Origin of the sequence: Pseudorhizobium banfieldiae, from assembly GCF_000967425.1 — a bacterium.
In the GTDB taxonomy this organism is placed as follows: Bacteria; Pseudomonadota; Alphaproteobacteria; order Rhizobiales; family Rhizobiaceae; genus Neorhizobium; species Neorhizobium banfieldiae.
This window is the reverse complement of sequence record NZ_FO082821.1, coordinates 44091-68856: the sequence shown is the minus strand read 5'-3', so window position 1 is coordinate 68856 and position 24766 is coordinate 44091. Positions and strand designations below refer to the sequence as shown.

Here is a 24766-nt window from a genome sequence, read left to right as displayed (position 1 = left end):
ACGGAAACGTTTTGGGGGCCTTTTTCTTTTGTCGCGGTCTCTCCTCTTGACCAATTAACGAGTGTCTCGATCACACCTCTTGGTGAGTTCGATCTGAACGATTGTTGTATTCGCTTAGAAGATCAGGCATTCGGTCCGCGAGCCAGCGCGCGAAAGCGCGTTCCTGCTTCGGGATTGAGACCGTAGTTCCAGCCGAATTACTCTTCATGCGGCCAAAAACTCGGTCACCCACGGCGAAGTCAACAATCTCTTCAGCTGGCTCCGTAGTCACTTTGTCGGCCGCTGAACTTGCAGCTCGTATCGCTTGGGCAATACGGCTGGAGCTGTCAGCGCCTCGAAACTCGACCGTGTCGATTATTTTACGAACACGTGCTGCGCTGCTCGGATCTTTCAGCAACTCGGCAAATGCGGTCCATTTCGGTCGACCAACTCCCTTTGCTCTTCCGATCGCAAGAATGATGTCTTCGGGAACCGCCTCCGTCACTCGAAAAAGATGCGATATTGCCGCTTCTGAAGCTCCCAAGATTGGGCACATGGCGCGATGGGAAAGGCCAGCACTTTTCAGCTGTACGGCCCACATTGCCTGCTCAATCCAGGTCAGGTTTTCCCGAACACCATTCTCGAGTGATTGCTCTTCAATCAACTGCCGATCGGAAAGTTCTCGAACATAGGCTCGGATCTTTATGGTCTCTGGGCGATCCGATTCTGCCATTATGGCCTTGATCGCTGCCCATCGACGGTAACCGTAGGCAAGCTGGTAATGATCCGCTCTCGTCGGATGCGGCCGAACAAGAACTGGAATTTTTTGGCCTTCACTTGCGATTGAAATCTTAAGCGCCTCGAGCTCTTTGGCCGCGTCCTCGTCGTTGCCAAAGCGATCTCTATAGGGGGAGCGGTCGATACGGTCAGGATCGAGTGAAATGACACTATCTTCTGTGAGCTGTGTCAGTGCCCGACCCACATTGGAAATGACAGGTGAAGAGTGCCGCCGCGCCAGGGAGGGCTTGTCGGACGCGTCCGAACACACAGGAGATTCCGTCCGGCTTTCGGCGGCCGCCATTCGCTGAAGGATGCTTTTCTTCATGTGCTACGTCCCCAAACTTTGTGAACGAGGTCGAGGATCTCGGAGTTAACTCGGTCAGCGCTCTCAATTGCGCGCTTCAACGCTTCACGACCGACCTCACCCGACTCAAGCTCGTATAGGGTCTTCTTCGCTACCGCTGCACCGGCGATTGCCGTCGATTCGAGCGCCTCCGCAACGAGTACATCATCACCAAACAATCGGCGCATGACTCCGGACATGTACTTCTGCGGCCCGTCATTCGGGTTCACGCGCGTGAGCAGGAAGCGGAAAAAGTCATGCTCGAATTTAGCTCCAAACTGCCCCAGCACCTCCGATAGATCGGAGATCATGATCAGGAACTGATTGCACGATGCAACGTCGAGCATCGCCGGGTGAACGGTAATGATTAAGGACGTGGCTGCATAAAGAGCAGCGAGTGTCGAGTATCCAAGGGACGGTGGGGTGTCGATGATAACGATATCGTATCGATCATCGACGCGGGCCAGGGCACTGCTTAACCGCTCGAAAAACAAACCCAGGTCATCTCTTGTTTTCGAGGTCAGATAGGACGGGGTATCAAACTCAAAGTCCATTAGCTCCAGATTGCCAGGAACTAGATCGACACCTGGGAAATAGGTTGGCCGGATCACTTCAGCGAGCGGCCGCCTCTCATTGTCATATCGAATGGCTGCATAGGCTGTCTGGTTCTCGCCGAGATCGAACTCGGGCTGAATACCAAATAGCGCAGTCATCGATGCTTGCGGATCAAGATCCAGACACAAGACCCGATAACCCTGAAGCCCTAGAAAATGTGCGAGATGGATAGAAGTGGTTGTCTTGGAACTACCACCTTTAAAATTCGCCGTAGCAATTACCTGAAGCTTTTCCCCTTTGCGACGATGCGGAAGCAGCTCGCCAGCTTCGTCAGGACGAAGTTCGGCCAGGAATCGCCTCAGTTCCTTGACCTGCTCTATCGTGTACGTTCGCCTATTGTTTTCTGCGCGCTCGGGCAAAGGCCCCTTCCCTTCCAGCGTCAACTGGCGAAGAGTACTTTCCGGAACCTTGAGTAGCCTCACTAGGTCAAGGGTTGAGAATGTCCGGCCAAATGTTTTCTGCGCAGAGGGTGGATAGACAGCTTCACGCATATCGTTCAGCTCCGCAGAGAGTTTCGAGGTGTAGACCTCGATCTTCGACGCAGTGTCTCTGACGCTCTGAGAAGCTGGCTGCAACATTCAAACCTCTTGACGGTTCTGATCACTTTACGAGATCATTTCCGTCAGGGATGCCAGACTGACTCCGATTCTTCAAGGCGTTTTTCGTTAACAAGAAGTTAACGCATCCAGGATGCCCGACTTTACAGTTGTAAAGTTTTGGATCGATGCGCATGAGGCCCGACAGTTTTGCTAGGGCCCCTACCCTGTAGAAGAGCTGAATTGTCGGAGATAGTCAGCGACTGCCTGAGCCTTCGCGGCGGCAGTGATGACTGCACGTGAATCCTGCTTCAGCACCTTGAGCCAGTTTTCAACGTAAGTCGCGGTGTTGTCTCGCGGATCATGCTCAATGCCAAGATCGGCGCAGACAAACGCGGCTGAGATTTCGGCAATAAGCTCCTCCATTGCGTAGGTCTCGCTCCCGAACCGCCCGCTAAGGTCACGATCAAGGCGTGATTTTGCGCCGCTCCAGTGCCCGAGCTCATGAAAAATCGTGCTGTAAAGATGAACCTCGCTGAGGAACCGACCGCGCTCCGGCATTTGAATGTCATCGGGGCCAGGGCGATAGCAGGCTTGCTTTCCGCCGTAGGCTATCTTTGCGCCTGTGGCCCGAATGAAGGTTTCGACATGGTCGATAACCGGAACCGGCTCGATCGGCGCCGCCTCGGCCGGGCTCTTGAAGCGGTCAGGCAGGTTGTCGATCTGCTCGACGTTGAAGACGGTGTAGCCCTTGAGATAAGGGATTGCACGATCGTCCGCCTCCTGCTCCTTCGGCGTGAAGGTGCCGTACTTGACGACGAGGGTTCCTTGTTCGCCCTTGCGGACCTGAGCACCAAGCTCCTGAGCCTGCCGGTAAGTCATCCATGTGTTTTCGTCGTAGCCGGCGAGTTGCCCGGAGAGCCACAGCATGACCACGTTGATGCCGCGATAGGCTTCGCCGGAGGCGCGGAGCGGCGTAGCCGACCTGCGGCTGTTTCCGCGCCATGGCCAGATCCAAGGCTTGGTGCCGGCCTCGAGCTGCTGAATGATGGTGTCGGTGATCCGCTGGTAGGTGTCCTTTACGCTCTGCATCGCCGTCTCCTGTTCGTTGGTTGACGGCAAAGATCCGAAGATAGCGAAACGACCCCATGCACCCGTAGGGCCGCAACGGAGTGTAGGACCGCGCAAGCGGTTGAATGGGGGAGGGGCTATCGTAGTTTGTCCGTCAAATCATCCAACGGACAGGGGAGAGCGCAGAGCTCCGGCACCCCGGCCAATGACACAGGCCCTCACTGCAGCGACCGGGTCGCAGGTCAGCGCTCTCGGTCGTCTTGGTCGCGGTTTCGCTGGCGATCGACAAACTGCTGCGCTTCGATAGCCTTAAGCTCGGCGTTGATGTGCTGCGACTGAGGCTCTTGGGCCTTTTGCTGACCTGGCTGCGATTGGGCATCTTGGACCTGTTCCGGCCGCCCCAGAGTCTTGAAATCAGATCGAGCGGTGAACTTCACCTCCTCGTCGTCGGGAGGCATCCGCTCGGGAAGGTCAGCGCGGTCAACGGCCACAATCCCCCTGTCGGTCACGAGGCTCGCCACGCGATTGTCATGCCCGAGAACCTGTCCTTCGATCACTTCGCCCGGGCGGGCCGTGCGGATGTTGTGCTCGAACGGTTTCTCGCCAGCCTGCTCAAGATCTGACATGGCACTGCGGATAGCCTCGCGGCGGTTAGGATCCATCGCATCCTGGATGAGATGCTTCATCGCCGGACTGGACGGATCATTGGTGGTCTCAATGGATGCCTCGATCATGCGAGGCTTGGTGATGACGGTAAGATCGATGTCATGACCGTAGGTGCGGCCCAACGAGACCACTAGCGCCTCGTTTGCCCTTCCATTGCCTTCCCGAAAAGCGTGAACGTAATTCAGCTCAGAAAGGACGTGCGCGGCTTTCTCAGCAAATTGCTCAGGTGTCGCAGCTCTTAGGCCCTGATCGTCTCTGGCGGGCCTCAGCGCCTCGTTGAGGCCCATTTCAATCCGCGAACCGTGCAGGAAGGTCGTGTCGCCCTTCGAAAGCCCACCTACCGGCTCTACCCGCTGCCCATCGACGACAGGACTTTCATTGCGCGTATGTCCTGCCCATTCATAGACATCCTGAAAGATGTAGCCGTGCAGAGCCTTCAGATGCGCTGCGTCGTGATTACCGGTAGGGCCTTTTCCCTCGGCGAGCTCCGTTTGTCTCAAAGCCGTAAAAGCGTATTCGGCTTCACGCAGCGCTGAATGGCTCCTGATATCCAGTTTGTTCTTCAGAACATCCTTGAAATCCTTATCCTCTGAAGTGTTGGGATAGGTGTAGGAGCCTTTGGCTTCATCATCGCGGACCACGCGAAACCTCATGCAAAAAGGCCGCCTGAGATCACAGGCGGCCGCGACAAATCTCTAGGTGATGATCAAGCCCGCTTGAAGCGGGACAGCAGCTCTTGGCGCATTTCCTCGGAAGTGATGTCTCCCGCAACGTAACGGCCGTTTGCTTCTTCCAAAACCGGATCGCCGGTGTAACCCTGCCGCATGTTGGCGGCGCGAGCCTGATCGACGGCCTTCTTCCGGGAAGCAACAGCTTCCGGAGAGCGATCGGGGCGGGGGGCATGAACGTTCATCGGCAAAGCCTCCAGTTACTGCTCAACTTAGCATGAAACGCGCCGAATATCCAGCGAAAGCGAGGAAATCCGGCTCTTTGAGGGTGGAAACCCGATCAGAGATCGGGCCTCCAAGAGCAATCAATCGCGCGGTTCCCACTCGATGATGGCCTGCAGTGCCAGGTCATCTTGGCCGGGATAGCGACCCAGGTTGGCATTGAAGCCGAGGCGCTTGATGGAGAGCGTGTAGTAGGGCTTCCCTTCGCCGCTGGTCTTCTTCCAGATGCCGCCAACTTCGATGTCGTGGCCGCGAGGTGACTTGGCATAGACGCGATGCGTCGGAGCCTTTTCGTTTGTGGAGTCGAACGGTGTAACCTTGATGTCCAGGTCCCGGTCGATGGTGGAGATGAGGCCGGTTCCCTTGGCGTTGTCGATGTCGTCTTTGTCGAACTGGATGAAGTTGGTCATGCTCATGTTAATCACTCCTCTATGGTGGTTGCGATGATCGTTCATAAGGCACGGCGAAAAGCGGTGCGCACCGTAGGCCGGAGCGCAGCGAAGGAGGCTGGGCGGCGGAAAATTTTGTTTCGCGAGGAAGCCAAAGGCGGGGAAAATTTGGAGACGAACAGCTTTGCGCTAACCGCGTCGCCGTGCGAACGGGCATCAAGAGCAACCACTTTGGAGGTGTGGGGCCTGAGCGCTTGCAGCAATACGTCACCTCGACAAATGGGACATCTACACTGGTAGCGGGCGGGATTGAGCTGAATGCAGCCGAACCAGCAGCCTGAAACAAGAGGCTGGGGTAACCGATGGTTTCGCCATAACATGAGATCTCGCCATCTGTTGCCCATATGAGCGCCCCAGTCGTTCAGTTGCCGGAATGGCTGCGGCGATAGGAGGAGGGCGGTTCAACCTGGGCGCCCCACAAGCCTTGGCCTCGCTGTCGGGCACGATCCTCGGCGTGGCGGTACTGGCTCAGGTCGATCGGGTGGGATCTTGGCAGATAGCGCAACAGGAGGCTGGCTTGGCCCGCCTTCACCATTTCAAGGCCAATATCCGAGCCATCGACGAAGCACTGGCCGACAAGGCGTTTGTACTGGTCTCGATCGACTTCAATGCAGCGGACATGCTTGCCATCGATCAAGCTGGCGAGGAACCGTCGTGCCTCGATGCCGCACCTCCATATCGCGCCATTCCTGAAGCCGGTTTGATCGCGCTCACAAGCATCAATAGCCGCAATGCGGATCCTCTGCTGACGAATGCTGAAGGTGTCTCCATCAATCACCCGCGCCTGGCCTGAAAAATCGGCCGACGCAGCGGAGGCAGTGAACAGAAGCGCAGCCAGCGCGGCTCCCACCAAGCGAATATTCATCAAGTGCGCGCCTCCATTGAATTGCGGGCTGCCAGCCCAAATACCGAGCGGTTCAGGTGAAGCTCTCCGCTCGCGGCGCGGTCTGTCATGGCCCGCAAATACCCGCCCGGCGAGCTGATTTCTGCGCGCGTGTATTTCTCAAAGGTGAGAGCGATCGCAACGGCAGCCGCCTGCTGGCCCATTCGGTCCACGGCCCGCTGGCGCGCATCCTCGGACACGCCGGCGATGCGGCAAAGTTTGGGAGCGATCCGGTCCAGGTCCGCCCAACTACGCGGGGGCTGGTAGCCATATTCGGCAAGGCTTGGCGTAGCCCGCCACACATCTTCCAGCGCCACAAGTGAAGGCCGCACTTGCAGTTGCCTATTGCTTTGGCGCGAACGGCTCCCCAGGCTTTCCTCAAAAGCCCTCTTGCTGGCGGAGCCAGCCCTTAACGAACTGATTTGTTCGCCGTTAGGCGAACGCCGTTCATCATTACGAGCTTCAAAAGGTCTTGGGGTTGTAATCTGTATGTGCATGTCGTTTTCGACATCCGCGCATGTCAGATTTGCATCTATGTCGGGCGCTTGCGGGGACCGATTCACGTTGCGCAATCGGTCGGCAAGCCACTCCAAAAGCATTGTTGCCTTCCGGCGGACATGGGCCGGTGCGTGCTTGGCCGATCCTATGAAGGCCGCGATCTTCTCAACACGGGACCCGATCCGCCCGAGAATGGCTTCCCCTCGCTCGGTTGAGGACGCCAGAGCATATCTCGCGGCACGCAGAGCGTCCCGGAAGCGACGCGCCGCGCTGTCGCGCACTCGAATCTCTTCCCGTTTCTGGCGCACCAGCTGATCAAGTTCATGGTGCCGAGCGATCAGGACACGCAGATCAATGCCGCAGGCGTCGGCAATATCACCTTCGCCGTCACGGATCGGGTAGCGCTTGAAATTCGCACTGTCCTGCATGGTGACAAGGCCGAGGTCGTACAATCGGGAGAGAATCCGGCTTACGCGCCCTGGCGACTTGTTGATGTCATAGCCGAGCTGTCGGTTCGACTTGTAGACGATCGGCCGCCCTCCTTTGTCGAAGGCGTCTGCCTTGGCGGTCGTTATGATGGCTTCCAGCAACGCATATTCTGCGGTCGTAACCATCCCGATTGTCATCAGGTTTCTTGCAAGTACCGCCAGCTGGCCGCGCGTCACCGTTCCGATTTCCGTTGACTGCGCCAGTCGCCGGAATTCGGCTCGCTCCTTCGTCATTCTGCGACCTGTCGGCCGCTTGTGTTGTGTGGGTTCCCCCATCGTCCGTCTCCTGTCAGAGGCCAGACAAAGCTCCGCCGTTCACCGAAAAGGTGTTTTGATTATTGACATCGGAGGGGAGGTCTGCGAGAACGGTTTTGGCTTATTATTACCGAACTGCAGACCGCTTCCGGATTCTTCGGGAGCGGTTTTTCTTTTCTGGGCCGGGTGTGATCTCCAAAAAGCTGTTAGAATGTGTGAGTCGGAATCGGTTACGGTTCCGCTCGTTACGATTTGTAGCCTGAGATACCGGATTGATGCAAGTTGACACATTTCCGCGCTGCTGCGCCGGTTCAGCCGACATCTGAAATAGCGCTTACGTTTCAATTTGTTAGCATGCTTTTCCGCGTCTTCGCTCTCTTCACACTGAAATCTGGAACGTTTCCAGAGTAGGATTTACCCCCCGTTATTGTTGGGGAAATTCAACCGGGTGGGGAGGAGAGTTTGAGAGGAGGGGGCGCGGGCCTCCTCTCAACAAGCGGCCTGATGTGCCGTCCCCCGATACGTTTCTGCCTCCCAGGCACCTGCGAAAGCGCCCGCATTGGCTCGATGCCAAAGCGGGCGCTAAGGTGCGATCTTGCAGTAAACTCAGCCGCGCTGAATAGCCTCCTCAAAGTGGGTCGGTGGCAGATCGAAGGCCTTTAGCGCTGTATCGAGTGCCTTTTGCACGTCATCCCAATCAACATGCTCCGGATCGTTCAGGTAGGCGTTGATTAGCTGGCAGCAGCTTTCGGCGGCAAGGGTCGGATCAGGTACGGAATCAAGCATGGCTTGTCCTCTGGAATAGGGTAGCCGGTCACGCTGGAGGACGTGACCGGCGGAAAGCAGCGGCGGGATTATTCCGCTGCCATCGGGAACGAGTGTTCGTTCTTGTCCTCTGAGGTTTCAGCCTCACCCTCTGCGTCGGGGTCAGACGCGATCCGAACGTGAGGCGGAAGCCAACCGCTGTCCTTGATGGACTTGGCGGCATACTCCGCAGCCTCACCCTTCTTCATGTTGCCGACACCCGCGGCGAAATCCTCGCCGCGCACCTCGGCAACAACGGCTTGAATGGTCGGCCTGTTGACGTGGCTGAAATAGCTTTCCGCCGTAGTCTCAAACCAGTCATGCATGTCCACGTTCAATGCGCGGCCCATCTGGTCGGCATGGGCCAGCGCTTGGCTGCGACTGCTGAACTTCTTCTCAACCGCATTGACGGAATGGGCGGCGGCATAGGCCAGAAGCTGCAACAATTCGCTTTGTGATTGATCCATCAGCCATTCCCAAAGGTCAGCAGGATCGCCGGGAAGCCGATGCCCATAGTTTTCCTCAAGGCTTCCCCACGCCTCAAGGGCCTTGTTCTCGGCGGGACGCTTCATCGAACCGTCCAGCACTTCATGGGTGACAGAGATTTCAAGCGCGCTCTGGTGGCCGGGAATGCCCCATGCCGTACGGTACTGCACCTTGAGCAGTATCGCGTGGACGACCGCCACAAGCGCAATGTCGGGATTGTTCGCCAGCTCGACACGAAGTGCCGCCGTCTTCTGAGCGGTCAGGTCTTCAATCAATGCGGCTGAATGGGTCAGCCCCGTAGATTTCGAAGCGCCGTCAGCCTCCTCGGTCGCCCCGCCTTGCTTCCCTTCCGTGGCCTCGGCCTTCTTCTTGTCCTCGTCGCGGACAAGGCCTCTCAGCACCGACAACTTGCGCCAATGGTCGATTGTGACGATTGCCCCTGCCATTGCGAGGTCTTCGCTGCGATAGGCTTCTTCGCGCTTCTGCAGGACGGCGATTTCCTGCTCGACGGCGGACAAGGCGGCCTCTGCACCTTCATCCTCCTGATCCGCATCGATCTGCGCCGCCAGTTCGTCATAACGCTCAGTCAATGCGTCAAGCTTGGCTTGATCCTCGTCGCTGAGGTCCACGCGCTGCGGGTAAACCCGGGCCATCTGATAGATGTTATCCGGCTGCTGAGCGCACCACTCGACCCATTTCCAGCCTTCGGCCTTCACAGCTTCCGCCTCGACCTCCAACTTCTCGGCAACCAGCTTTTCAAGCAAGCCGCTATCGCATGCAAAGCCTCCTCCCTGCTCGGCAAACAGGTCGCGGCGCACTGGACCGCCAGCCGCCTCATAAACCTCTAACCCGCCGATCAGCGCGAGCCGCTTGTCGCTTGCGGGGACTTCATCCACGGCGAGACGGCGCTTGATTGTGTTGGCGCTGCGATCCCATGAGGGGAGGGCATTCCACACCTCTTCCTGTCGAGCGTGATCGTCGGTGATGGTGAAGGCGGCAAGCTGCTCAAAGGTCATATCCTCGGCGCGGAACGCCGCGAACAAGACAGGGGAAACCTTCGCCAGCGCAAGACGGCGGTTGACGATGATTTCGGTTGTCCCGAACCGGGCGGCGATGTCCTTGATTGACTTGCCCTCATTGAACAACGCTCTGAATGCCTCGAACTGGTCGGCGGGGTGCATCGCCTCCCGCATCACGTTCTCGGTCAGGCTTAATTCCGTGGCGTCACCCGCCTCCCGGACAATGACATTCACAGCGTAGTCAGCCGTGATCTCGCCCCGTTCGGCCAGAAGATTGAGGGCTGCAAGGCGGCGACCGCCAGCGGTTACGAGGTATCTTCCCTTGGATGCCTTGCGCACCACAAGGTTTTGGATGACGCCATTGGCGAGGATCGAGGCCGACAGGCTCTCGATGCTCTCCTTGGTGTAAGTCTTGCGGACGTTCTTCGGGTCTGCGTCCAGCTTGTTCAATGCTATCGCGATGATGTTGCTCATGGTCTCTTGCTCCAGTTTTTCCCGTTTCCCTTGGGAGCAAGCCCCGCTAGTGGGCGAAGCCTCTGCCTTCGTTTTCGAAGGATGTGCCCCCACATCCGGCGGAACGAAGGGGGAGGGCGCAGCCCGCTCCCGTTAGGACGCGGATCGGGTCATGGGGCGGGAGGAAGGAAAAACGGAAGGTTTGCCGGCTTGACGGCGAAAGCCGTTTTTCCTGACGAGCGACAGCGCCTGCGCGCTTGCCCATTGGCGCGATTGGCGACCTATCGTAAGAGCGGTACAGGGTAGGATCCATGGGCGGCCGATCCCGGCCGCTCCTTGCGGATGCGAACCGGCGACGCCGGTTCTCCGTCTTCACCAGGTTATAAAACGATGGATCTGCCCGCTGCGCTCCGAGTGATGAGCGCTCCGCTCCTCGGGCAGCTCTCCATTTCAACTTGATTCAATGTGTCGATAGCGGCGGTTAGCCGCTCGGCTCGGATCGATCGGCGCCAGTCCGAGATCCGAGAAGGGCAATGAAGAACATCGGAGCTTTCAGCATAGCGCCGCCCCTCCTTCAGGGGCGGGAAAGCGGGGATTCTCGACACGGTTTTGACGAAGAAGGGAAGCCGCAGGAGGCTTAGCATAGCGCCGCGAAGCGGAAGCCGGGACCGACTTCCCCCGGCAAAACCGTTCCTTGCCTCTACAGCCTGGGCGTTGCGTTCATGATGTAGTGGGCGATCTGAAACAGCTGTTCAACAGTCGCAGCCAGGTCAGCAGAGGCTTGCTGGATCTCTGGCGGTTGGGACGGATCGCCGGCGAGATCGCCAGCCTTGGCGATGATATCCTCGCAAGGATCTGCGATACTGGGGTCGGTTCCGGCTGGGGGCGGAATGACACCCTAAGCGTTTGCCTCCGTGGGCCAAAGATATTCGCCGGTCAGCAGGATATGCGCCCAGCCCAGAGGAGAGATGTGGGCTAAAAGTTCGGGTGGCACATCGAGGCCTTCGTTTCGCCGTTCGGCGACGGCGTGGCCAAGGTGGACGGTATTCCAGTAGATGATGATCGCCGTCAGCAGATTCAGCCCGGCGATCCGGTAATGCTGCCCCTCAGTGGTTCGATCACGGATTTCACCTTGACGGCCGATGCGCAGGGCACTCTTGAGGGCATGGTGGGCTTCGCCCTTGTTGAGGCCAATCTGGGCGCGGCGCTGCATATCGGTATCGAGGATCCACTCGATGATAAAGAGAGTGCGCTCGACGCGGCCGACTTCCCGAAGCGCGGCCGCAAGATCGTTCTGTCGGGGATAGGATGCGAGTTTCCGGAGCAACTGGCTCGGTCTGATCTTTCCGGCGGCCATCGTGGCAGCACAGCGGAAGAGATCAGGCCAGTTTGACACAATCAGTTCTTCGCGGATTTTGCCGCCCACCAGCTTGCGTAAATCTTTGGGTGTCCCCGCGGGATCGAAGACATAAAGCCGTTTCGACGGTAAGTCGCGGATGCGCAAGACGAGCCGGTAGCCGAGCATGGCACTGGTCCCGAACAAATGATCGGCAAACCCCGCCGTATCGGCGTATTGCTCGCCGACCTGCCGGCCGACTTCATTCATCAGCAGGCCATCGAGGATGTACGTAGCTTCAATGACGGTTGCGGGAATAGTCTGTGAGGCGAACGGCGCGAACTGGTCATTGACGTGGGTATAAGCCTTGAGCCCAGGCTCACTGCCGTACTTGGCGTTGATCATGTTCATGGCCTCGCCCTGTCGTGCCGAAGGGAAAAACTGACCATCGCTTGATGCGGTTTTTCCCATGCCCCAGAACCGGGACATCGGCAGCTTGCCCTGCGCGGCCACGACCATCGCCAGCGCCTGGTTCATGCCCTCGCTTTCGACATGCCAGCGGGCAAGGCGCGAGAGCTGCCAGTAATCATGCGTGTTCGAGGCTTCCGCCATTTTTCGAAGGCCTAGGTTCAGCCCTTCGGCGAGCAGAACGTTCAGCAAGCCGACCCGATCGCTGCATGGCGCTCCGGTTCTGAGATGGGAAAAGGCGTCCGAGAATCCGACCGCCGCGTCAACTTCCAGCAAGATGTCAGTGATCCGCACAGGCGGCATTCGACGATAAAGATCGAGGACCAGTTCCTCTGCGCTTTCGGGAACGTCTGCGGTCAACCGGTCGATCCGCAACGTTCCATCTTCAATGCTACCATGGGGGATGGTCCCGTCGCGAGCGGCACGTGCCAGCCGCTTCAGACCATCCGCAAGGCGACCCTTGCGGTCAGCCAGCCAAGCTTGAGGATCGAGAGGAACAGCCATCCTGGCATTCGCCTGCGCCGAGGTCATCGGAACAAGCACCTGCTTGAGATCGCCGTAGCGGCGGGAATGATCCAGCCATATGTCTCCAGACCGGAAAGCATCGCGAAGATGAAACAGCACCGCGACCTCCCATAAACGACCATCGCCTCGGTCTTGCGCTCGGAGATGGCGATGCCATTTCGAATTCGGCCGCAGGAATGATATACCTGTTGATGTCGGCGCACGTGTTTCGCCGATGGCTTTCGCGGCTGCAATCAATGGCTCCGCCACCGACGCAGCCTTGAGCTTCAGGCATCGCAACATCCGCGGCGCATATCGGCGAAAACGATGATACCCTTGTCCGACGTGAGCCAACGGCTCGTCTGCCAATGTACTGGTGAGTTGCGTCCCTACGGCAACCAGCTGTTCAAGCTGATGCCATTCGGCCGACCGTGCCAACACATTGTCCAACGGAACACCATCGTCGCGAGCTTCCAGCAAAGAGGCTCCCAATGCCGTGAAAGCGCGAAGCGTATCGGTGACTGCGGCCTTGGAACCGGCAATCCGCTCGTCATGTAGCCGTTTCGCCTCTCGCCAAGTTTTCCCAACGATGCGGTCGTGGGTTTCGATGATGGCATCGGCGATCGCGGCTTCCCATTCGACGACGCAAACGGCGAGGATCGCCCACCGCCGATCCGAACTGATGTCGCGCAGGCCATCCGTGAAGTAACGCTCGCCCTGCCGACGCAGGCGCGCGATGCGGTGTGGCGGTACGCCTAGGAGGATCTGGGGATCGACTTCCAGACCGCGCAGGAACTCCAGCCGATCAAGCAAGCGGTTCGCTGATGCGGAATTGCTGCCGACTTCGAACTGGCGAAGCCAGATGAAACGGCTGATGTTTCCGTCAACCATTTCGGTCAGAAGCCCGTCCAGTTGCTCGCGCACACTAAAGTCGAGCCTTTCCGCTATCCGTGTCTCAATGCATCGCTCGGCGGCAACAAGGGCATCGGCGCACAGACGCTCGATCGTTGACGCCGCCGGCAGGATGGTCACCATTTTCCTGCATTGCGCGACGAAGCGCCGCGCCAGATCTTCGTTCGACCTGGCATCTTCAGCCTGATCGAAAAGCCAATCCCGCAGATCGCGGGCCCCGCGCCCCGTGAATGTCTTGTAGCCGTAGATCTCGCGCAACGCCTCCATATGTTGCTGGCGGGTCTGACGCCGGGCGGCATAGGTGAGAAGCGCATCGGCCGGAACGCCGAGCTGAGCTCCGATGAAGGAAAGGACTTCATGCGGAATCATTTCGCCCGGAGCCAGCGCGCGCCCTGGATAGCGTAGTGCACAAAGCTGCAGGGCGAAACCCAGCCTGTTTTCTGGTCTGCGGCGTTCCTGAATGTTTGCCAGATCGTCGTCGCCCAATGTGTAATGCTTCAGCAGTGATAACTCGTCCGTCGGCAGGTCGAGCAACGCCGAGCGCTGTCGCTCGGCGAGAATATGTCGTCTTGGCATGCGCGCGTTGTCCCTGTTGAAGTACAGTCTGTTTTGGACAACAATCGCCCCATGCAAATCAAGGCTTTGCGAGCCACAAAACCAAGAGGGTTCAATTGGGACAGCGCGTGGCCATCTATTGCCGGGTTTCGACGGCTGATCAGTCCTGCGAACGACAGGAGCGAGATCTGACCGCCTTCGCCGGACGTGCCGGATATAAAATTGCCGGCATATATAAAGAGACGGGCTCGGGCGTGAAGCTGGACCGGGCCGAGCGCAAGAAGATCATGGCGCTCGCTCAGGCCAGACATATCGACGCCATCCTGGTCACAGAACTCTCCCGCTGGGGACGCTCGACGATCGATCTCCTCAACACGTTGCGCGAGCTGGAAAGCTGGAAGGTCTCAGTCATCGCCATGAACGGCATGACCTTCGATCTGTCATCTCCTCATGGCCGTATGCTGGCGACTTTCCTCTCCGGTATCGCTGAATTCGAACGCGATCTTATCAGCGAACGGGTCAAATCGGGCTTGGCCGTTGCCAAAGCGCGCGGCAAGAAACTCGGTCGACAGCGGGGGCAGCGCCCGAAGTCGGACCGTCTGGCTCCGCGAGTTCTGGCGCTCGTTGCTGAAGGCCGCAGCTATCGGCTCATTGGTCGCGAACTTGGGCTCAGCAAGAACACCGTCTCCGATATCGTGCAACGTAACCGCAACGCTATCGTCGCTCGCGAGCCAAATCGTTGAGCCCGATAAAGGTCCCGATGACATCGAGCGAGAACCGGAACGCCGGTTGATCGCCGGGCAACGCCGGCTCCATGACCAGAGATACGCCTACATCGTCTCCCGTTCGCCAAAAGCGAACTGATTGTTTCGGTGTTACCGGCTCCTTAGCTGGCGTACTCTGAGCCAGACATTGAGAAAACTGGCGGCGATCAAACCAGAGATGCCGACGTAGGCCAGGACAAGGCTTGGCATGAGACCGAGAAACACGACCGCTATCGCCAGCGTACTGAGCCCCCCGATGATGAGAGCCCACGGTTGATGATGGCTGCGTGTTCCAAGATATAGCCCGAGTAGGGTGACGGCCAGAAACGCTGCTAACAATGGGAACAGGATCGCATCTCTTTTGATGAAGCCAAGCCCGACGGCCGATACAATCGAAAGGAGTACCGGGGAACCGAGGCAGCAGAGCGCCGCGAAGACCGATCCGGCGGCCCCGAATTTGTCCAGGTGCCGTTTCCAAAAGGTACTTTGCTCGATGGTGTTCGCGGCCAAAGCTGCAGTCTCCTACACACCTGCAACTTCGCACCCGCCGGGTGGATATTTTCGACGGCGCCGTTCACCCTTTGAGGCAGCAGCGTGCCGATGTGGAGCAGCGAAGAGAGGTGATACCGCTCTCCGCCCGCCGCCGCCAATCAGCCGGCGGCTATTGCGCCACATGCGACGGATAGCCGGCGTTGGTCGTCGCAGCAATGAGGGTCGGTACGCCGGTGACTGCGTCATCGAAAGAGACCGTGGCGACAGCACCCGACATTGCGTCGGCTTCCTTTACCTGGACCGCTGTGACACCCGAGACACGAGAGAGGGCCGTTTTGACGATGGGGGCGCAGAGCGCGCAGGTGGCGTTGTCAACGTTCAGTATAACAGTCTTCTCGCCGGCCACGGCGGCGAGCGGGGAAAGCAGAGCGAGGAGAACGGCAACTGCGACAGGGCGGATCATGGGATCATTCTCCTTTGGCTTAGAGGAACAGGGGCGCAAGTCTCGGGAACCCTAGTCCGACGATGACGAGGACGGTGGCAACCCAGAGGCCGGCTTTGGCGATCCGTCCCGACTTGGGCTGGGCGCAATAGGAGCCCTCAGCGCAGGCGACCTTTGGCTCGCGATAGACGAGATAGAACCCGTAGCCGAGGATACCGAACGTCATGGCGGCAAAAATCGGTTGATACGGTTCGAGGGCGGTGAGGTTGCTGATCCAGGCTCCGCCGATGCCCACGGTGAACAGGGCAAACGGGATGACGCAGCAACTCGAGACGGCGATCGCCCCGAGAATGCCGCCGGCGGCGAGCAGTTGCTGGCGTCCGCCCCGCTGGTGTTCCGATGTCACGTGGATGGCGGCGGTCGCCGACGTTCGGGATCCTTTGAGACCTGATGATGCCTCCATAATTGCTCACTTTCTGCATCGTTGAACAGCGATTTGCGAAGTAGCCTACGCCTTGTAGTCACTACAGACTCAAGGGGGATTTCAACGATTTGCGATCACGCTTCTGTGAGGGCGTTGGAAAGTGGAACCCGTTGAGCAGTCGCTGTCGTCTGAAGACCGTAGCTGGGGTTTTCAAGCATCATGAACCGTGGCGCTACCAATCTCTGTTTCCGCAGTGCCTACGTGGCCAAGCGATCAAGATTTTGTCTTGACCCTGTACCGAGTACAGGGTGTAACGAATCTCTTTGGCAGCGATCGCGTCATCGGGATACCCGACGCGGTCGTGCTTGTGATTAATGGACCGCGCCGCAGCGATGCTATGGATCTGCGATCAGAACGGAGAGCGCCTTGGACGACAAACCGACCGCCGGCATCGTGACCGCGATCATCATCGCGCCTTTAGTCGCGCTTTGCTGCCTTGGACCGGTAGTCATCGGCTCGGCGGTGGGCGGCGTTTTGGGCTGGTTCAGCGGGCAAGGTCTCGTGATAGGGGGTGTGCTGACACTCCTGGCTGGAGCCGCCGGCTATGCCCTCATGCGCTGGCGCCGGGCTTCATCTCGTCGGGAAGATGCCTCCCCGACATGCACATGTGACGAGCCCAAAGCACGGCCCGGCAGCCGCCAACCACCAACCATCCTTTGAGCCGGCACACTCCAATCGCGAAATACCCCGTACACTCGGAGATACGCCCTTGCCCATGACCACGCCGGCCGCGGACCTCGCGGAAACGATCGAAGAAAACTCCATTCTGACGCCGCAATTCAACGCGGATGGGCTCATTCCTGCAGTCGCCACGGATGCGGCGAACGGTGTGGTGCTAATGCTGGCGTGGATGAATGCGGAGGCGCTGGAAAAGACGATCGAGACCGGTCAGGCCTGGTACTGGAGCCGGTCCCGCAAGTGTCTTTGGCATAAGGGCGCGACGAGTGGGCAAGTCCAGCAGGTCGAGGAACTGCGCATCGATTGTGATCAGGACGCGGTGTGGCTCAAGGTGCGCGCTGGCGGAGACGGCGGATGTTGCCATACCGGCCGGGCGAGTTGCTTCTATCGCCGGATCGTTACGGCGCCGGGTCGCCCGACGCTCCGCCGGGTGCCGGATGCCCCGCCGAGATAGGTCCTCAGGGTAATATCGATGTTTTCGAGCGCGACCAGGCGCTCCAGTATCACGGTCAGAAGACCGACCAGCCGCCGAAAACCCTCCAAAGCCACCTCCGGAAAGCCGTTCCGCCGGCGTGTCGCGATGGAGAGAGTATTGATCGTGCCATCACCGAAGCGCAGCGGAACGATAAGATAGTCGGTAAAGCCGTCAGCCCTAAGTTCGCCGTAGAGGTCGCACCGAAACGCTCGGACGTCCTGCAGGCGAGGAACGCGGAGCTCCGTGCGCGTCGTGTGCACATGATGATCCGGGGAAGCGAGATAGCCCGGTCGGTTCTTCAGACCATGCGGCCAATCGATGACACGAACTCTGTCGTCGTCGGCAAGCCAGAGATAGGTCCGGGCACGGAAGGCCGGATGCAGCGGCTGCGCGCTCACAAAGATGCGATCGACGCGAAGCGTTGCCGCGGACAGCAACCGTCCGATATCGCGGATCACCGCACGCGCGTCGGTCGACGCAGCGGCGCTGTCGGAGAGACCGAGTGCGAGGCGGCCGAGATGCATGCCCGGATCGCCGTAGGGTGCCTCGGAATCACAGACCCGGCGCTTGGTCATGGGCGTAATCCTGCTGAACGGGCAGGACTAAGACGCTCGACCGTCGGGAATCGCTGACTGGGGGACATTCCTTTGCTCATGCTGTCCTCGATGGTAAGGCCGTTGGCCGTTCGAAACGATCGTGTGTCTGCCGGTGGGGCGCCTCCCAAACTCTGCTCCCCGTCGCGTCGAGCGTTTTCAGAGACGCCCGCAATCGAAATGCCAGCCTTGCCGCATCAGCTACACCATCGAACTGATGTCCGACGCATAGCTGGGATAGGCGAAGATGATGCCCTTGATCCTGTTCGCGGTCAGCCCTGCGCCCATAGCCATGGCAAAGAGATTGATTTGTTCCTCCGCTCCGGGGCCGATCAGATGTGCACCAAGAATATGGCCGGTCCCGTTCTCGACCAGAACCTTGTAGGCACTGTAGCGCGCCCCGACCCGCAGCGACGAGTACCAGCCGGCGGTCTTTTCGAAATGCGTGTCAAAGGCCAGCCCCTTGTCGCGTGCTGCGGCTTCGGACAGGCCGACCGAGGAAAGCTGCGGCAGCGTGAAGACAACGCTTGGGATCGGGGGATAACTGACCGCGCGCTCATCCTTTCCTGCGAGCAGGTTCTTGCCTGCAATCCGGCCTTCGTTGGCCGAAACCGGGGTCAGATTAGGCCCACTGTCGGCACAGTCGCCGGCTGCAAAAATGGCGGAATTTGTGGTCCGCATGTAGGGGCTGACCTTGATGCCTTTGCGGCCGTATTCCACGCCCGCGGCCTCCAGGTTGAGATGCTCGATGTTGGGCACGCGCCCGGTGGCATGAACCACCAGATCACAATTGATCGTCTGCTTTCCTTCCGGCGTCTTATAGGTAACGGTGAAATCCGACCCGTCTTTCTCGATCTTCAGAACCTTGGCCTCGGTCCGCAGGTCAATCCCCAGATCGGCGGTCGCCTCGGAAAGGATACCGACCAGGTCGGGGTCGAAATTGCCCAGCGGTCGCTCCATCATCTCCAGAACCGTGACTTCCCGCGCCCCTGCGCGTTTGGAGATATGGGCAAATTCCATCGCAATGAATCCGCCGCCGACGAACACGACCCGGTCCGGCCGTTCGGGCAGCTCGAGAAAGTCGGTGCTAGTCGCCAGCAACTCCTCGCCGGGGATATTCAGCGTCATTGGCCGAGCGCCGGTGGCGATATGAAAGTTCCGGGACGACAAGATCTCGCCATTCACCTCGATCTTGTCTCGCCCGGTGAAGCGTGCCTCGCCATGCAACACGGTGATACCGGCTTTCTCCAGCCCGCCCTCGATGCGACCAGGCATCGCGTCGGTGAACGTGCGCTTGAAGGCGATCATGTCCGCCCAGTCGACGGATGTCTGTGCTTCCAGCCCCTTGCCGCTCAAGTTGCGGGCCCAGTCAATGCCCTCAGTCACGGCGATCAGCATCTTTTTGGGATCGCAGCCTCGCAATGCACAGGTGCCGCCGAAAGGAAGGGCGTCGATGCTGGCGACCTTCCAGCCAGCGTCAGCGGCCATCCGGGCGACACCATTTCCACCCGTCCCACCTCCGATCACGATCAGATCGAAGCTTTTGTTATCGCTCATGCAATTCTCCTCTCCTAAAAGACTACTTTTCCCCCTGACAAAAAACCTAACCCCCACAGCAAGGTTTGCAACGCCCTGCCTGCAATAATACCCTTCTCAACATGACCTCCGGCGACGCTTTTGAGCAGAACTACTTGCGCCGACCGTATATCGGTTGACCGACGGGGCCTTTGCCGTCGGTCTTGCCATTTGCCCGCGCGCGGTGCCGCCACAAGTAGATTCCGACAATGGCCAAGACGGCCGCTGCCAGCCAGAAGTAGCCGCCGCCGACCAGCCAACTGGCAAGGCCGGCAAAGCTGATCGCGCCTGTTGCTGCCAGTACAATCGCGCCGCAGCAGACGATCTTAGCCGCGAGCAATCCCGCAAGGCCGTATCCGTTCGAAGGTTCCATCGAAGCCTCCTATCCGGCGCAGCATGACAGCTTCGCCACGTCCTTGCCGAAGCCCTGCGCCGCCAGTTTCAACCCTTCGACCGTGGTGAGATAAGGGAAGATTGTCTCGCCGAGCGCCTTCGCCGTCATGCCGTGCTTGATGGCCAACACCACCGTCTGGATGCTGTCGGCGCCCTCGGGCGCGAGGATCTGTCCACCAAGCAATCGGTCGCTTTTGGCGTCGGCAACCAGTTTGATGAGCCCGCGCGTGTCGCGCGCGGCCAGCGCCCTCGGCACCTGGTCAAGAGATACGATCGAAGTCTTGGTCTCGAAGCCGGCGTCGCGAGCCGCCTGTTCGGTCAGGCCGACGCCCGCGACCTGCGGATCGGTGAACGTCACCCACGGCATGGCCGCATTGTCATAGACAAGGCTGTCACCGTTCAGTGCGTTTTGGGCAGCGAGCTTGGCGCCATAGGCTGCCATATAGACGAACTGGTCGCGACCGGTGACATCACCTGCCGCATAGACGCCAGGCTTTGAGGTGCGCATCCGCTCATCAACCAAGACGCCGCCATTACCGCATAGCTTAACTCCCGCCTCGGCAAGGCCAAGACCGCCGGTGTTCGGGGACCGCCCAGTGGTCAAAAGCACCTGCTCGGCCGCGATCACTTCGTCCGCTCCGTCGATGGCGACCGTCAGTTCGACACCGCGGTCCGTGCGCGCGATCCGGCGATAGGAGAGGCCGGTTAGGACGGTAATGCCCTCGTCGCGAAGATAACCGGTCAATGCTGCGGAGATTTCCGGCTCGGCTTCCGGCAACAGGCGGCGGCGGGTTACAAGTGTCACTTCCGCCCCGGCACGGGCGAACATCTGCGCCAGTTCACAGCCGATATAGCCACCGCCGATCACCAGCAGCGAACGCGGCAGCTCGGAAAGCTCGAGCGCGGTCGTGCTGGTGAGGTAAGGCACATCCCCAATGCCGGGAATGTCCGGCAGGGCCGGCGCTGATCCGGTAGCAATGATGATTTTGCCAGCCATGATCGGATCGCCGTTCACAATCAGAGCGCCCTGACCATTCAGGCGCGCTTTCCCTTCCAGATAGGCGACGCCGTTGTATTGTGGCAGAAGGTCGACATATTTCTTCTGCCTGAGCGTGGTCACCAGGTCGTCCTTGGCGGCGACCAAACGGCCCCAGTCAGCGACGTTGGCTTCCCCGGCAAGACCGGGAAAGCGATGCGCGGCGCGTGCACCATGCAGCGCCTCGGCAGCGCGGATCATCGTCTTCGACGGTACGCAGCCGACATTGACACAGGTGCCGCCGATCGTGCCGTGGCCGATCAGGGCGACATTCGCCCCCTGCTCAGAGGCCGTGATTGCGGCCGAGAACCCGGCCGAACCGGCACCGATCACCGCAAGATCGTAGCGGCCATTGCCTTTTTGGGGCGCACAGCAGTCAGACATGAAAATCTCCTAATGTTTCCTGGTATCGATGTGTGAACGATGTCGCCACAGCAGGTAACCGGCTGCGGCAATGATGAGGATGAGAATTGGCACCAGACCGTAGACCGCTGTTGTCAGCGCTCCCACGCCGATCAAACCTGCCGCCACCAGCAGGATCGGCACCAGACAGCACAGCGCCGCGATCAAGACGCCAACCACTCCGACGCCAAGCATGGACCGGTCAGGCACGGACTCAACTCCCGATCGCCTTGGCAGGATAGCCAACATTGGTGGAAGCAGCGGCAATGGCCGCGACCGTCGCGGTCGACGGGTCATAGGCAACCGTCGCCGTCTTGGCCTCGAAATCCACCTTGACCGACTTCACGCCCGCAACGCCTTCCATGGCCTTGCGCACGGTGACCGGACAAAGGGCACAATACATGTTCTCGATTGCGAAGGTCTGCGTCAGCTCCTTGACGGTAACCGTTTCCGACGCGGATTGTGCGGACGCGGGAAGGGCAAGTGGCAGCATAATAGTACCGCTCAAGCCAAGCGCAGCCGCGGCGACCAGATGTTTCGACAGGTATTTCACGTGGTTATCTCCTCGTTTCAATAGAACAGCGGCGCCCACCAGCCGATGGTGCTGGCGAGCACGATGAGGATCGTTGCGATCCAAAGCGCGGTCTTGGTGATGATGGCGGAGCGCGGACGGGCGCAGTAGGAACCCGGCTCGCACGCGGCTTTGGGCTTGAAATAGACCTGCCAGAAGCCAAACCCGAGCGGCACGAGTGTCGCCGCCGCGATATAGGGCTTATAGGGTTCGAGCATCGTCAGGTTGCCGATCCATGCGCCCGATACACCGAGTGTCACCAGGAGCAGCGGGACGATGCAACAGGCCGATGCCAGAAAAGCGCCGATAACGCTTATCGCCGCGAGCCCGCCCTCGCGCCGATCCGGTTCGGCGGCCGCCTTCGAAGAATTCAATGTCTTGCTACCAATTTCGTTCATCGCAAACCATCCTCGATTTCTGACTGAAAACAGGATAGGCTCTGTAGCCAGTACAGACTCAAGAGGTATTTTCACCATGAATTCTCTTCTTTCCGCCAAGGGACTGCAGCGCCACCAATTGGCCCGTGCGACCGGCTGCCATCTGGAGACCATCCGCTATTACGAGAAGATCGGCCTGCTACCCGACCCGCCGCGCAGCGCCAGCGGTTATCGCATCTATGACGAAACCGACGTCCGCCGCCTGCGCTTCATCCTCAGGGCGCGCGAACTCGGCTTTGGCATCGACGAGGTCCGCGGCCTGCTTCATCTTGTCGATTGCAGAAGCCAGACCTGCGCGGAGGTGCAGCGCCGGACCGAACCGCATCTAGCCGAGGTTCGCGCCAAGATTGCCGACCTCCAGCGCATTGAAGCGGTGCTCGTGACAATGATCTCGCAATGCTCTGGCGAAGACGTGCCGGAATGCCCGATCCTTAACGCGCTCGCCGCTTGACGGGCGCTTAGGGTGTCATTTCGCCCCATACCGGAACCGACCCCATACTGTGAATGAGCTTCAGCAGCTCCTGGGCGGTTGCCTGATCCACCAGTGCCTGTCCTACGTCGTTTCCGGGCACCGAAACCCTATGGAGCAAGCGGACGGAGGTCCAGAGGCTTCCTAAGCGGGTTGTTAAGCTGTCTCTGCTGAAATGGCGGAATGGTAAAAGGACCGCGAAAGCCGCCAAAACCGCTTCTGACGGAAGATAAGGCGCCGCTGCGAAGCGGACGCCTGAGACCTCGCGACCCTGAACAGCCGCGCCTCCTGTTCGATCCCATGCCGGATCGCGTCGAACCTTGCCTAGCCGTCTTGAAGAACCGCCCGCCGAAGGGGCCTGAATGGTCCTACGATATCAAGTGGGACGGCTACCGGATTTCTGTCCACCGGGAGCTATCCAAGGTGAGGATCCTGACACGCGGCGGCTTTGACTGGACGGAAAGATTCCCGGCCATTGCGTCAGCGGCGGCCGCTCTTGGTCCGGCGACATTCATCCTCGATGGTGAAGCCGTCGTGCTCGACGAGATGGGGCGACCAGACTTCGGGCTGCTGCAGGGCTCGCTTGGGGGCCGGACCGGAAAACACCCGGCTGCAACCGCGCTCATGTTCGCGTTCGATCTCATGTACCTCGACGGCCATGATCTGCGTAAGCTGGAGTTTGCTGCACGGCGGCACATCCTTGAGGATCTGCTTGATGAGGCCACAGGGGCGATCCGCTTGTCCGAGGAAATCAACGAGGATCCCGAAAGGCTGATCGAACACGCTTGCGCGCTGGGCCTGGAAGGCATCATCGGCAAGCATCGTGATCGCCCCTACAGACCGGGCAAGACTGGCGACTGGATTAAGATCAAGTGCGTCCAGCGCGAAAGCTTTGCCATCCTCGGCTATGAACTGTCGTCAGCTATGCCAGATGGCTTTGGAAGCCTCCTTCTCGGAGCTCTCAGAGGAGGTGAGTACGTCTATGTCGGAAGTGTCGGAACTGGCTTTAAACATCAGCAAGCGCGAGCGTTGCGAAAGCAGCTCGACGAGCTGAAAACGAACAAGCCGGTGATCCGCTTCAAAGAGAAGACCCGCATCGCGACAGATCCAGGCCTGATCGCTGAAATCGACTTCCGGGGATGGACGTCCGACGGGAAACTGCGCCACGCCTCGTTCAAGGGACTTCGCGACCCTGAAGACGCAGCGGCAGTATATTCGCTCGAGGTTGGAGACGCCTAACCGGCAAGATTGGGCGGGGGCATGTTTCTTCTCAGAGCAGCGAGAAGCAGGTCTAGATCCCGATTGGCATCCGCCGCCAGCATGAGGTTGTCCGCAACCTCTGTAATGGCAGAGAGGACTTCCGTCTCCTCCCAACCTCGGCGCATGGCATCCTCTACCAGGTCCTGCAAAACAGTTTCCACCGCCATCTGACACGCGATGTAGCGGCTTTCATCCTTTTCGGGTGGCGCTTTTGGAAAGTCGGTCATGTTCCAGCAAATATGCTTCCTGCGGGCGCGTGCAAGGCCGCGGGTTCGGGATCACGACGGATAGGCCGCACCCTGCAGGGCAGGGTGCGGCCGTGCTTCACTGAGGCTTGTTGTCGTTTCCGGCCTTGCTGTTGAGCTCGACTTGATAGCTGAACTCGACCTTGGCGATGAGCGGAAGCATCACGGCGATGGAGAATCGAAGTTGGCCCTTGTGGGACAGCTTCGCGATTTGCCGGTTGATGAACTGGCGAAGGCGACGGCCGGTTTTCTGGCAGAAGGTTACGAGCGTTTTCATCAGAGGTTCCTCCTTAGTGGTTGTGCGTAATCGCGAAGCTCGAATACGGCTGGAACCGCCGAGTGCATCGCGAAGCGATCGCAACGGAGCGCAGCGGAGAGGAGAACCCTTTAGGGTTGCACG

General features: G+C 59.3%; 28 protein-coding genes. 5 read left to right on the top strand and 23 right to left on the bottom strand.

Annotation, left to right across the window (positions count from 1 at the left end):
* Nucleotides 1-70: 70 nt before the first annotated feature.
* The 11 genes from repB to NT26_RS20725 form a co-directional block, all read right to left on the bottom strand.
* On the bottom strand, nt 71-1084 hold the full coding sequence (gene repB / locus NT26_RS20775; protein ID WP_052642543.1) for a plasmid partitioning protein RepB: 1014 nt from the start codon (nt 1082-1084) through the stop codon (nt 71-73).
* Nucleotides 1081-2295 (bottom strand): plasmid partitioning protein RepA, encoded by a 1215-nt coding sequence (repA, locus tag NT26_RS20770; protein WP_052642541.1) that lies wholly within the window; start codon nt 2293-2295, stop codon nt 1081-1083. The genes repB and repA overlap by 4 nt, the downstream gene beginning before the upstream one ends.
* Before the next feature lie 180 nt (nt 2296-2475).
* Nucleotides 2476-3345 (bottom strand): ArdC family protein, encoded by an 870-nt coding sequence (locus NT26_RS20765; protein WP_052642539.1) that lies wholly within the window; start codon nt 3343-3345, stop codon nt 2476-2478.
* 221 nt (nt 3346-3566) lie between these two features.
* The gene (locus NT26_RS20760) at nt 3567-4631 is read right to left on the bottom strand and encodes a Fic/DOC family protein (RefSeq protein WP_244467749.1); all 1065 of its coding nucleotides are present in this window, start codon (nt 4629-4631) and stop codon (nt 3567-3569) included.
* A gap of 65 nt (nt 4632-4696) precedes the next feature.
* Nucleotides 4697-4903, bottom strand: coding sequence for an antitoxin VbhA family protein (locus NT26_RS20755; protein ID WP_052642535.1), 207 nt, complete (start codon nt 4901-4903; stop codon nt 4697-4699).
* Between the two features lie 120 nt (nt 4904-5023).
* Nucleotides 5024-5356 carry a DUF736 family protein gene (locus NT26_RS20750; RefSeq protein ID WP_052642533.1) on the bottom strand — a complete coding sequence of 111 codons (333 nt, stop codon included), beginning with the start codon at nt 5354-5356 and terminating at the stop codon, nt 5024-5026.
* Between the two features lie 394 nt (nt 5357-5750).
* Nucleotides 5751-6254 (bottom strand): thermonuclease family protein, encoded by a 504-nt coding sequence (locus tag NT26_RS22520; RefSeq protein ID WP_152338803.1) that lies wholly within the window; start codon nt 6252-6254, stop codon nt 5751-5753.
* Complete coding sequence (repC, locus tag NT26_RS20740; RefSeq protein WP_342025675.1) at nt 6254-7492, bottom strand: plasmid replication protein RepC; 1239 nt, start codon at nt 7490-7492, stop codon at nt 6254-6256. The genes NT26_RS22520 and repC overlap by 1 nt, the downstream gene beginning before the upstream one ends.
* Before the next feature lie 627 nt (nt 7493-8119).
* The gene (locus NT26_RS20735; protein ID WP_052642527.1) at nt 8120-8299 is read right to left on the bottom strand and encodes a hypothetical protein; all 180 of its coding nucleotides are present in this window, start codon (nt 8297-8299) and stop codon (nt 8120-8122) included.
* Nucleotides 8300-8367: 68 nt separating this feature from the next.
* A complete protein-coding gene (locus NT26_RS20730; RefSeq protein ID WP_052642525.1) occupies nt 8368-10296 on the bottom strand; it encodes a ParB/RepB/Spo0J family partition protein in 1929 nt (642 codons plus the stop codon).
* 877 nt (nt 10297-11173) lie between these two features.
* The gene (locus NT26_RS20725; protein ID WP_052642523.1) at nt 11174-14071 is read right to left on the bottom strand and encodes a Tn3 family transposase; all 2898 of its coding nucleotides are present in this window, start codon (nt 14069-14071) and stop codon (nt 11174-11176) included.
* A gap of 95 nt (nt 14072-14166) precedes the next feature.
* Here NT26_RS20725 and NT26_RS20720 point away from each other — a divergent pair, with 95 nt between their 5' ends.
* Entirely contained in the window at nt 14167-14793 is a 627-nt protein-coding gene (locus NT26_RS20720; RefSeq protein ID WP_052642521.1) for a recombinase family protein, read from the top strand.
* A 132-nt stretch (nt 14794-14925) separates the two neighbouring features.
* Here the strand turns inward: NT26_RS20720 and NT26_RS20715 are convergent, their stop codons facing one another.
* From NT26_RS20715 to NT26_RS20705, 3 genes are all read right to left on the bottom strand, one after another.
* On the bottom strand, nt 14926-15324 hold the full coding sequence (locus NT26_RS20715; protein ID WP_052642519.1) for a MerC domain-containing protein: 399 nt from the start codon (nt 15322-15324) through the stop codon (nt 14926-14928).
* 151 nt (nt 15325-15475) lie between these two features.
* Nucleotides 15476-15769, bottom strand: a complete 294-nt coding sequence (locus NT26_RS20710; RefSeq protein ID WP_052642517.1) for a cation transporter — start codon at nt 15767-15769, stop codon at nt 15476-15478.
* Nucleotides 15770-15788: 19 nt separating this feature from the next.
* Nucleotides 15789-16211, bottom strand: coding sequence for a mercuric transporter MerT family protein (locus NT26_RS20705; protein WP_052642515.1), 423 nt, complete (start codon nt 16209-16211; stop codon nt 15789-15791).
* 387 nt (nt 16212-16598) lie between these two features.
* Here NT26_RS20705 and NT26_RS22895 point away from each other — a divergent pair, with 387 nt between their 5' ends.
* On the top strand, nt 16599-16892 hold the full coding sequence (locus tag NT26_RS22895) for a hypothetical protein (protein ID WP_077472850.1): 294 nt from the start codon (nt 16599-16601) through the stop codon (nt 16890-16892).
* Between the two features lie 55 nt (nt 16893-16947).
* Nucleotides 16948-17364, top strand: coding sequence for a phosphoribosyl-AMP cyclohydrolase (gene hisI, locus NT26_RS22515; protein WP_077472851.1), 417 nt, complete (start codon nt 16948-16950; stop codon nt 17362-17364).
* Here hisI and NT26_RS20695 read toward each other — a convergent pair.
* From NT26_RS20695 to NT26_RS20665, 7 genes are all read right to left on the bottom strand, one after another.
* Complete coding sequence (locus NT26_RS20695) at nt 17295-17960, bottom strand: hypothetical protein (protein WP_052642511.1); 666 nt, start codon at nt 17958-17960, stop codon at nt 17295-17297. The genes hisI and NT26_RS20695 overlap by 70 nt on opposite strands.
* Nucleotides 17961-18179: 219 nt before the next feature.
* The gene (locus NT26_RS20690; RefSeq protein WP_052642509.1) at nt 18180-19535 is read right to left on the bottom strand and encodes a dihydrolipoyl dehydrogenase family protein; all 1356 of its coding nucleotides are present in this window, start codon (nt 19533-19535) and stop codon (nt 18180-18182) included.
* 130 nt (nt 19536-19665) lie between these two features.
* Nucleotides 19666-19926, bottom strand: coding sequence for a hypothetical protein (locus tag NT26_RS20685; RefSeq protein ID WP_052642507.1), 261 nt, complete (start codon nt 19924-19926; stop codon nt 19666-19668).
* Nucleotides 19927-19935: 9 nt separating this feature from the next.
* Complete coding sequence (gene merA / locus NT26_RS20680) at nt 19936-21366, bottom strand: mercury(II) reductase (protein WP_052642505.1); 1431 nt, start codon at nt 21364-21366, stop codon at nt 19936-19938.
* Between the two features lie 9 nt (nt 21367-21375).
* Entirely contained in the window at nt 21376-21594 is a 219-nt protein-coding gene (locus tag NT26_RS20675; protein ID WP_125302879.1) for a hypothetical protein, read from the bottom strand.
* 4 nt (nt 21595-21598) lie between these two features.
* On the bottom strand, nt 21599-21937 hold the full coding sequence (locus tag NT26_RS20670) for a heavy-metal-associated domain-containing protein (protein ID WP_225246255.1): 339 nt from the start codon (nt 21935-21937) through the stop codon (nt 21599-21601).
* A 17-nt stretch (nt 21938-21954) separates the two neighbouring features.
* Entirely contained in the window at nt 21955-22353 is a 399-nt protein-coding gene (locus NT26_RS20665; RefSeq protein ID WP_052642501.1) for a mercuric transporter MerT family protein, read from the bottom strand.
* Nucleotides 22354-22429: 76 nt separating this feature from the next.
* Here NT26_RS20665 and NT26_RS20660 point away from each other — a divergent pair, with 76 nt between their 5' ends.
* On the top strand, nt 22430-22843 hold the full coding sequence (locus NT26_RS20660; protein WP_052642499.1) for a MerR family transcriptional regulator: 414 nt from the start codon (nt 22430-22432) through the stop codon (nt 22841-22843).
* A gap of 201 nt (nt 22844-23044) precedes the next feature.
* Nucleotides 23045-24100: a non-homologous end-joining DNA ligase gene (gene ligD / locus NT26_RS20655; protein WP_052642497.1), complete on the top strand. Its 1056-nt coding sequence runs from the start codon at nt 23045-23047 to the stop codon at nt 24098-24100.
* On the opposite strand, the gene NT26_RS20650 is transcribed toward ligD, so the two are convergent.
* Together NT26_RS20650 and NT26_RS20645 are read right to left on the bottom strand one after the other, a co-directional pair.
* Complete coding sequence (locus NT26_RS20650; RefSeq protein ID WP_052642495.1) at nt 24097-24348, bottom strand: hypothetical protein; 252 nt, start codon at nt 24346-24348, stop codon at nt 24097-24099. The genes ligD and NT26_RS20650 overlap by 4 nt on opposite strands.
* 97 nt (nt 24349-24445) lie before the next feature.
* Nucleotides 24446-24643 carry a hypothetical protein gene (locus NT26_RS20645; RefSeq protein ID WP_052642493.1) on the bottom strand — a complete coding sequence of 66 codons (198 nt, stop codon included), beginning with the start codon at nt 24641-24643 and terminating at the stop codon, nt 24446-24448.
* Nucleotides 24644-24766: the final 123 nt, after the last annotated feature.

Bases quoted from the DNA above. Each gene is read 5' to 3' on its own strand.
- repB (WP_052642543.1), bottom strand. From the start codon at position 1,084: ATGAAGAAAAGCATCCTTCAGCGAATGGCGGCCGCCGAAAGCCGGACG.
- repA (WP_052642541.1), bottom strand. From the start codon at position 2,295: ATGTTGCAGCCAGCTTCTCAGAGCGTCAGAGACACTGCGTCGAAGATC.
- NT26_RS20765 (WP_052642539.1), bottom strand. From the start codon at position 3,345: ATGCAGAGCGTAAAGGACACCTACCAGCGGATCACCGACACCATCATT.
- NT26_RS20755 (WP_052642535.1), bottom strand. From the start codon at position 4,903: ATGAACGTTCATGCCCCCCGCCCCGATCGCTCTCCGGAAGCTGTTGCT.
- NT26_RS20750 (WP_052642533.1), bottom strand. From the start codon at position 5,356: ATGAGCATGACCAACTTCATCCAGTTCGACAAAGACGACATCGACAAC.
- NT26_RS22520 (WP_152338803.1), bottom strand. From the start codon at position 6,254: ATGAATATTCGCTTGGTGGGAGCCGCGCTGGCTGCGCTTCTGTTCACT.
- repC (WP_342025675.1), bottom strand. From the start codon at position 7,492: ATGACGAAGGAGCGAGCCGAATTCCGGCGACTGGCGCAGTCAACGGAA.
- NT26_RS20735 (WP_052642527.1), bottom strand. From the start codon at position 8,299: ATGCTTGATTCCGTACCTGATCCGACCCTTGCCGCCGAAAGCTGCTGC.
- NT26_RS20730 (WP_052642525.1), bottom strand. From the start codon at position 10,296: ATGAGCAACATCATCGCGATAGCATTGAACAAGCTGGACGCAGACCCG.
- NT26_RS20725 (WP_052642523.1), bottom strand. From the start codon at position 14,071: ATGCCAAGACGACATATTCTCGCCGAGCGACAGCGCTCGGCGTTGCTC.
- NT26_RS20710 (WP_052642517.1), bottom strand. From the start codon at position 15,769: ATGATCCGCCCTGTCGCAGTTGCCGTTCTCCTCGCTCTGCTTTCCCCG.
- NT26_RS20705 (WP_052642515.1), bottom strand. From the start codon at position 16,211: ATGGAGGCATCATCAGGTCTCAAAGGATCCCGAACGTCGGCGACCGCC.
- hisI (WP_077472851.1), top strand. From the start codon at position 16,948: ATGACCACGCCGGCCGCGGACCTCGCGGAAACGATCGAAGAAAACTCC.
- NT26_RS20695 (WP_052642511.1), bottom strand. From the start codon at position 17,960: ATGACCAAGCGCCGGGTCTGTGATTCCGAGGCACCCTACGGCGATCCG.
- NT26_RS20690 (WP_052642509.1), bottom strand. From the start codon at position 19,535: ATGAGCGATAACAAAAGCTTCGATCTGATCGTGATCGGAGGTGGGACG.
- NT26_RS20685 (WP_052642507.1), bottom strand. From the start codon at position 19,926: ATGGAACCTTCGAACGGATACGGCCTTGCGGGATTGCTCGCGGCTAAG.
- merA (WP_052642505.1), bottom strand. From the start codon at position 21,366: ATGTCTGACTGCTGTGCGCCCCAAAAAGGCAATGGCCGCTACGATCTT.
- NT26_RS20665 (WP_052642501.1), bottom strand. From the start codon at position 22,353: ATGAACGAAATTGGTAGCAAGACATTGAATTCTTCGAAGGCGGCCGCC.
- NT26_RS20660 (WP_052642499.1), top strand. From the start codon at position 22,430: ATGAATTCTCTTCTTTCCGCCAAGGGACTGCAGCGCCACCAATTGGCC.
- ligD (WP_052642497.1), top strand. From the start codon at position 23,045: ATGGTAAAAGGACCGCGAAAGCCGCCAAAACCGCTTCTGACGGAAGAT.
- NT26_RS20650 (WP_052642495.1), bottom strand. From the start codon at position 24,348: ATGACCGACTTTCCAAAAGCGCCACCCGAAAAGGATGAAAGCCGCTAC.
- NT26_RS20645 (WP_052642493.1), bottom strand. From the start codon at position 24,643: ATGAAAACGCTCGTAACCTTCTGCCAGAAAACCGGCCGTCGCCTTCGC.